This window comes from Tumidithrix elongata BACA0141 (genome assembly GCF_036349135.1).
Taxonomy (GTDB): Bacteria; Cyanobacteriota; Cyanobacteriia; order Pseudanabaenales; family Pseudanabaenaceae; genus Tumidithrix; species Tumidithrix elongata.
In genome coordinates this window covers 1-6,597 of the sequence record NZ_JAZBJZ010000182.1, presented here as the reverse complement: position 1 = coordinate 6,597, position 6,597 = coordinate 1, and the positions used below count along the sequence as shown (strand labels likewise).

Annotated in this window: 4 protein-coding genes and 2 pseudogenes; 2 read left to right on the top strand and 4 right to left on the bottom strand. The window is 42.3% G+C overall.

Annotation, left to right across the window (positions count from 1 at the left end; translation table 11 throughout):
- Window positions 1-353 (top strand): annotated as a pseudogene (locus V2H45_RS24435) (hypothetical protein); the annotation flags it as partial.
- Window positions 354-402: 49 nt separating this feature from the next.
- On the opposite strand, the gene V2H45_RS24430 reads toward V2H45_RS24435, so the two are convergent.
- The 4 genes and pseudogenes from V2H45_RS24430 to V2H45_RS25820 form a co-directional block, all read right to left on the bottom strand.
- Window positions 403-2,883 carry a 3'-5' exonuclease gene (locus V2H45_RS24430; RefSeq protein WP_330486305.1) on the bottom strand — a complete coding sequence of 827 codons (2,481 nt, stop codon included), beginning with the start codon at window positions 2,881-2,883 and terminating at the stop codon, window positions 403-405.
- A 58-nt stretch (window positions 2,884-2,941) separates the two neighbouring features.
- On the bottom strand, window positions 2,942-3,196 hold the full coding sequence (locus tag V2H45_RS24425; protein WP_330486304.1) for a hypothetical protein: 255 nt from the start codon (window positions 3,194-3,196) through the stop codon (window positions 2,942-2,944).
- Window positions 3,197-3,398: 202 nt separating this feature from the next.
- Window positions 3,399-4,196, bottom strand: coding sequence for a Uma2 family endonuclease (locus V2H45_RS24420; RefSeq protein ID WP_330486303.1), 798 nt, complete (start codon window positions 4,194-4,196; stop codon window positions 3,399-3,401).
- 73 nt (window positions 4,197-4,269) lie between these two features.
- Window positions 4,270-4,421, bottom strand: a pseudogene (locus V2H45_RS25820) (IS256 family transposase); the annotation flags it as partial.
- A 247-nt stretch (window positions 4,422-4,668) separates the two neighbouring features.
- On the opposite strand from V2H45_RS25820, the gene V2H45_RS24415 reads away from it, so the two are divergent.
- Window positions 4,669-6,573, top strand: a complete 1,905-nt coding sequence (locus V2H45_RS24415; RefSeq protein ID WP_330486302.1) for a PAS domain-containing protein — start codon at window positions 4,669-4,671, stop codon at window positions 6,571-6,573.
- The last annotated feature ends 24 nt before the right edge of the window (window positions 6,574-6,597 follow it).

Sequence of the window (6,597 nt, the reverse complement as noted above, 5' to 3'; positions counted from 1 at the left end):
TTAGGGTAATGATGTATTACCTTATCAATGATTCATTTAGAATGAAATGGCCCTGTGTCTCAGATAGACTGATTTGGGTAGTAAAGAAGCAACTTTATCGTCATGGATTACGCAGTAACGATAAAAAAGAAAAACACTATGCTGGCAAGCAACCACGAAGAATAACTGGGGTTATCATCACGTCAAAAGGTGAATTAAAAGTTCCCAATCGACAACATCTGAAAATATATGAAACCCGCAAATTGCTCTATTCGGCTGTCAAACCTGAAAAACGACAGAAGTTAATCCAGAGATTAAAAGGCTTGGAAGCACAAGCAAAACAAATTATCGATGCAAACAGTATTATGAAATAAAAATGATATTCCTGTTATTGCGATTTGTAATTACGGTTTAACTCTTCGATTAATTGAGATATTTATTTTCAGGTTTTTCGGTAATCAGATCAAGGGGTATTTCATTAATAAATTCGCTGGGAGATTTCGAGTAGTCTCTGGAATCTTTTGAATAAGCCGATATAAATAATCTTTGCTTAGCTCTTGTCATCGCAACATAAAACAGTCGTTTTTCTTCCTCTAATTTATTGTCTCGCACGCTGAAATAATTGGGAAACTCACCCTCAGTAACTCCTGCTATAAAAACGCTATCAAACTCTAACCCTTTTGACTGATGCACCGTAACGATTGGTACTTGGTTATCATTCTGCGCAACTTGATCTAAAGTTTTAGCAAGTACTGTCAATTCAAGAAGATTGCGTAAAGACGTGTCAGGATGCAAATTGAGATCGTCGTGTTTCTTAAAAAAACTTACAAGCTCGACAAGGTTTTGCTCGCGGTTCTTTTGCCCTCGATAATAACTATAAAGTTCAGATTCCATAATCAACTTATATAATAGTTCAACAGGACGCGACGCTTGGCTTGCATCACGCCAGTCATCCATCTGTTTAGCGAGTCCTTCAAACTCCTCACCATAGCGATATACCAAAGCCTGACGATAATCAGCTTTACGACTGACAAGAGGTATTAGCACAGCTAACAACTCAATCGTGGTTCGCACATCATCCATTGCTTTGTGCGTAGGAAGGTTTACAAGCTTCAACTGTTCCGATAAAGCTTCAAGGCTGTAGCGTTCCGACTTGATAAAACGATGTGCTAGTTCTAGCGTGTCTTCCCATTTCAGTTTTGGCGGAGTAATCCCAGTTTTTTGAGCTTGAGCAGTCACCATCTTGATATCAAAACTGACGTTATGCCCAACCAACATGGCATCGCCAACAAACGCAAAAAACTCATGGAAAACATCTTTAGCGGGTCTACCATTTTCGGAGAGAAAGCGATCGCTATGTCCATGTATTCGCTCCGAATCGCCAACGCCTACTGTATTAGCAATGTAAGCATGAAATTCAGCTTGTGCTTGCCCTGCAACCAAACGAATTGCGGCAATTTCCACAACCTCATCTTGACTGACTGAGAACCCTGTTGTCTCTACATCAAAAACAATAATGGTATGTTCAGAATAGGCTTTTAATAGTTCGCTAAACGGATCGCCATCAATAAAGGTTCGACTCGATGCCATATCTGTCAAACTGAAACCACAGTCCTTGCCTGATTCAACCACAGCTTTAATAGTGACTTCACCAATCCCACGACTTGGACGTAGCAACATCCGACGCATCGAACCAACATCAAAGGGATTCAAAACTAGGCGCAAATATGCAAGAGCATCTTTGACTTCTTGCCTCATAAAAAATTGAAATTTTTCCACAGTGACGCAAGGAATCTCCATACGCTGTAGTGCCTGACTCACAACCTCTGTTCGCTTATGATTACGGGCAAGTACAGCCACTCGACTGTAAGAAAAATCTTTGCGATCGCCTGCTAACTTCCGAATTTGCGTGCCAATCCACTCCGCTTCTGCGCGTTCATCTTCAGCCAAATGAACTTCAATCAACTCACCTAATTCACAATTTGGTGATGGCGAAATTGTTGTTTGTCGATGTTCAAAGGAGTCTGCAAATCCAGAAGCAGCATTTAAAAGAGTCTGCGTTGCCCGATAATTCCAAGTTAGCGAATACTCCGTAGGCTTAAAATCCTGTTTAAATTGAGCGATTACCTGTTCTGGCTCAGATCCGCGCCACTCATAGATTGTCTGATCTAAATCTCCAATCATGGCAAGGTTGCCACTCTTTGCCGCGAAATGTTTAACAATGCCGTATTCAGAAAGATGCGTATCTTGAACCTCGTCAACTTGCACAAAATCAAACCGATCTGCCCAACGTTGGCTAATCACAGGTTCGCGCTCTAACATTGCCCGTACATAAAACACTAGATCGGCAAAATCTAAAGCATGACGTTTTTGGAGAATAATTTGATATCGAGCCGCAGATTTAGCTAAATCCTTGCCCAGCAAAGCATATAACTCTTCTAGTGGATAGTCTAGGGATAATTGGCGATTGCTAGCCTGAGTTTTACATTTAGTCAATTCAGTAAATAATTTCTGAGCTTCTCGGTCATCCGCTAAGTCAAATACCTCTTTGACCAATTCAATACAGTCGGCATCGTCATAGATAGCGAAATCTGTTGCTAAGCCAAACTGACGCGCCTCAACTCTTAGTAACGAAGCACATAAACCATGAAAAGTCTTAATCGTTAAATGGCGTACCTGATCTGGGCAGTATTGAGATAGCCGAGCGCTCATTTCCTTAGCAGCACGATTCGTAAATGTGAGGCAAAGAATTTTTTGAGGAGAGATGCCTCTATCGATCGCACGTAAAACCCGCTCTGCTAAAACACGAGTTTTGCCTGTACCAACTGGAGCCAATACTAAAATCGCGCCTTTAGTATGACCAGCGATCGCGCTTTGTTCAGGGTTTAGTTCATTACTGTACATGCACGATTAAGGTAAAAGGCTTTGCTTTAATTACTTATAGCAGGATTATTTGCAATCATCATCCTGAAAATTGTTTACCTTCTCTTTCAATCCGTCCTTGAATATCCTTCAAAATGCTAGCAACCTCCTCTATATCAGAGGCTAAAAGCACAGGAGCCTTAAGCGGACTCAGCACTTCTGTCGATCGCATGGGATATTTCCTTAAAAGTTGAGTAATATCTGATTCGTAAAGCGTGGCGCGATCGAATTGTCCTTGCTGAGAGAGGGAAGGTAGAGAATACAAGAAAATATTACTAATCAATTGCTGCTGCATCGCTCAATCCTGCCAGTAAAAAAGATGACTAAATTTTGAAGATTTCCGCTGCGATCGCCTTACTGAACTTAAGCCACGCCTTAGTTTAGCCGATCTTAATTTTATATTGTGAAACGATAAGAGAACCAACAGAGTTATTTCCGCCCCTGTGCTGTGCGCCTCTAGTTTATCGGACATAACTGCACCGATCGCGATCGCGCCTTCACAGTAAATCGGGATCTTCACCCAACTCCCGCAGACGAGAAGCCAACCGTTCTGCCCTAAGTCGATCTGCCTCCGCCTGTTGCTGTGCTACTTCCGCCTGTTGCTGTGCTACCTCAGCCTGTTGCTGTGCTGCTTCAGCCTGTTGCTGCGCCGCCTCAGCCCGTTGCTGCGCTGCTTCTTCTGGTAATAGGACTAAGGCTCCCTTTGAGTCATAAAAACGTAGCCAATTTGCCGTTTCTCGATCAATAGTCCCTGCCCAAGTACCTAACCATAAGCCCAAGGTTTCACACCACAGCCAGCCCCGACTATCAGGTTTAATCTCACCGTAGAGACTGTTGCGATGCCAACCCAACAATGATTGAGAATCGAAGGGATTGTAGACGAAGTAATCTTGGGTCTTAAAGACGCGATCGTATAACTGTTTTTTTAGACCCAAATCTACATTGGCAGTACTAGGAGACATCAGTTCGACAATCACATCTGGATAGCGCCCTCCCTCTTCCCACACTACCCAACCTTGGCGATCGCGTTGACCATCAACATCCAACACTACAAAAAAGTCTGGCCCTCTAAAATCTCGATTTTTGACTTGGGTGCTGCTGTAGTAGATGAACATATTGCCACCTACATAAAAGTCGGTTCGATCGGCACGATATTGCTGATAGGAGCGAATTAGTACATTCATCGCCACGCGATGTTGATTGGTTTCCAAGGGTTCTCCGTCATCAAAGATTAAATCTGTGGGCGGCATGGGGGGAGTCCAGCCATCAGGGGCGATGGGAACAGTGTTTACCATAGTGAGCACCAGCAAGAAAGGCTATGTTTATATATTATCGTCGTTGACTAGGCAATGCTTATTTTCGTTAGTATCATGAATTTTTAGCCAAAGATTTACGGTCATGTTTAGCACGATCGCGCTCAATCACTAAGAAAACACGGATAAGCACCTAGTTTCGTGAGAGCATGCGACAATCTCATCGGATCTAGCACGAAACTCGCCTCATAATCGCTCTAGATGATTCCTCTAGGGTGAAGAAAAATTTAACTCCATTCTTTCACAGGTGCCTGAAGGGTATGAGACTGATACCACAGCAACAAAAATACCAAGCAGTAGTCTGGCAATTTTTAATTGGTGGACAAAAACGTTTTAGTGGTTTTTTTCTGATGGTTTTAACCTCTCAAAAAATCCTTGACAGAACAAGTAGATTAGTTGGTATCCATCCTTAGCATATCCAATTTGGATTACGTTTTTAGAATCAGAAATTTGAATGAAAAAAGCACATTGGCACTCATCGCCTCAAGCTATCAATAGATTTTTCCAACATAATTGGATATCTCTGCTAATTGGAATTCTCTCCACAATCGGGGTGTTATTTCTGTGGAAATTAGAGCTATTAGAAGAGCAAGCCTACCAGATACAGCAACCATTACCAATTTCAAACATTATTTTAGGTGGTGGATTGGTCATGAGCTGGACAATGGCACTTTTATTTTATTTTGTTCAACATTCAGCCCAAAATGCTCGACGAGTGATTCAGATCAACCAAAAATTGCAAGATGAAATCGCTCAGCACCAAATGACTGAGAGCATTCTTCGTGAAAGTGAAGCGTTTAATCGCAGCATTTTTGAAAATAATGCAGACTGCCTAAAGGTTTTAGACCTTGAGGGCAGTCTGATCGCGATGAACGAAAACGGTAAGTGTTTAATGGAAATTGATAACTTTGATAAGTTTCGTGGCAAGGAATGGGTACAGTTATGGGAGGAAGCGAAACAAGCAATTGTGGTACGGGCGATCGAGGTCGCTAAAGCCGGGGGAGTCGGCCACTTTCAAGAATTTCGCCCCACAGCTAAGGGGACTCCAAAATGGTGGGATGTCTTAGTTATTGCATTGTCGGATTCAGAAGGGAATCCACAGCGCCTGATTTCCACATCCCGAGATATTACAGCAAGTAAACAAGCTGAAGCCAAATTGCGAGAAAGTGAAGAACGATATCGATCTGTAATTGCAGCAATGTCTGAAGGAGTCATTCTGCATCAGGCAGACGGACAAATTACCGCTTGCAACAAAAGTGCAGAACAAATTCTTGGCTTGAGTCCCGATCAAATGATGGGGCACACCTCAATCGATTTAGACTATCGAACATTCAAAGAAGATGGCTCTCCCTTCCCTGGTGATACTCATCCAGCTATGGTTACACTCAGAACCGGGCAACCCCAATCAAATGTATTGATGGGAATTTGTAAAGGTGATGGCACCAATTCTTGGATTACGATTAACTCCCAACCTCTGTTTCATCCTGAGGAATCTTTACCTTATGCTGTCGTGACTTCGTTTGCAGATATTACAGACCGCAAGCAAGCCGAAATTAAGTTACAACTCAGTAAAGAAGAACTACAGCTACTTACACAAAAGCTCCGATTCTCGGAACAAAAGCTGCGAACAGTTTTTGAGGCAATGACGGATGTCGTGTTAAGCATTGATGCTGACAATCAAATTGAGGTTGCGCCAACCAATCCTAATCGTTTCTACGATCGCGAGGCAGCAAATATCAACCTATTGGAATTAACCGTAGAGCAATTTTTTAATAGCCCTGACCACGATAATTGGTTCAATAGGGTTCAACAAGTGCGAGAATCTCAGCAAACCCTTCACTTTGATTATCGTTTAACCCAAGGCGATCGGGAATTTTGGTTTGCTGCCAGTATTGCCCCTATGCCTAGTAATGATGTAATTTGGGTAGCCCATGACATCAGCCATCGCAAGCAAGCGGAAGAAGTTTTGCATCAAGCTAAAGAACAATTTGGACTAGCAATTCAAGCTTCTTATTATGGATTTTGGGATTGGAATTTACGAACTGACGAAATCTATTTTTCTCCTCGTTGGAAAGAAATGTTGGGCTATGCAGATAGTGAATTACCCAACACATTAGATACCTTTATTGCCTGTGCATTTGAGGAGGATTTTCGTACCAAGCTCCAGTTAATCGAAGATAACAACTCAGGAACTGATTATCATTTAATGACCCAGAGGTTCCATCATAAGAATGGTTCTGTGGTTCATGTGCTCTCGCGAGTGATTTACGTTAAAGACGATCGAGGTAATGTAGTCCGCATGATAGGTGCACATTCTGATATCACTGAAACCTTAGTACAGGACAAAACCTTGCAATAAAGACAGAAGAGGGGTTTCATAGGA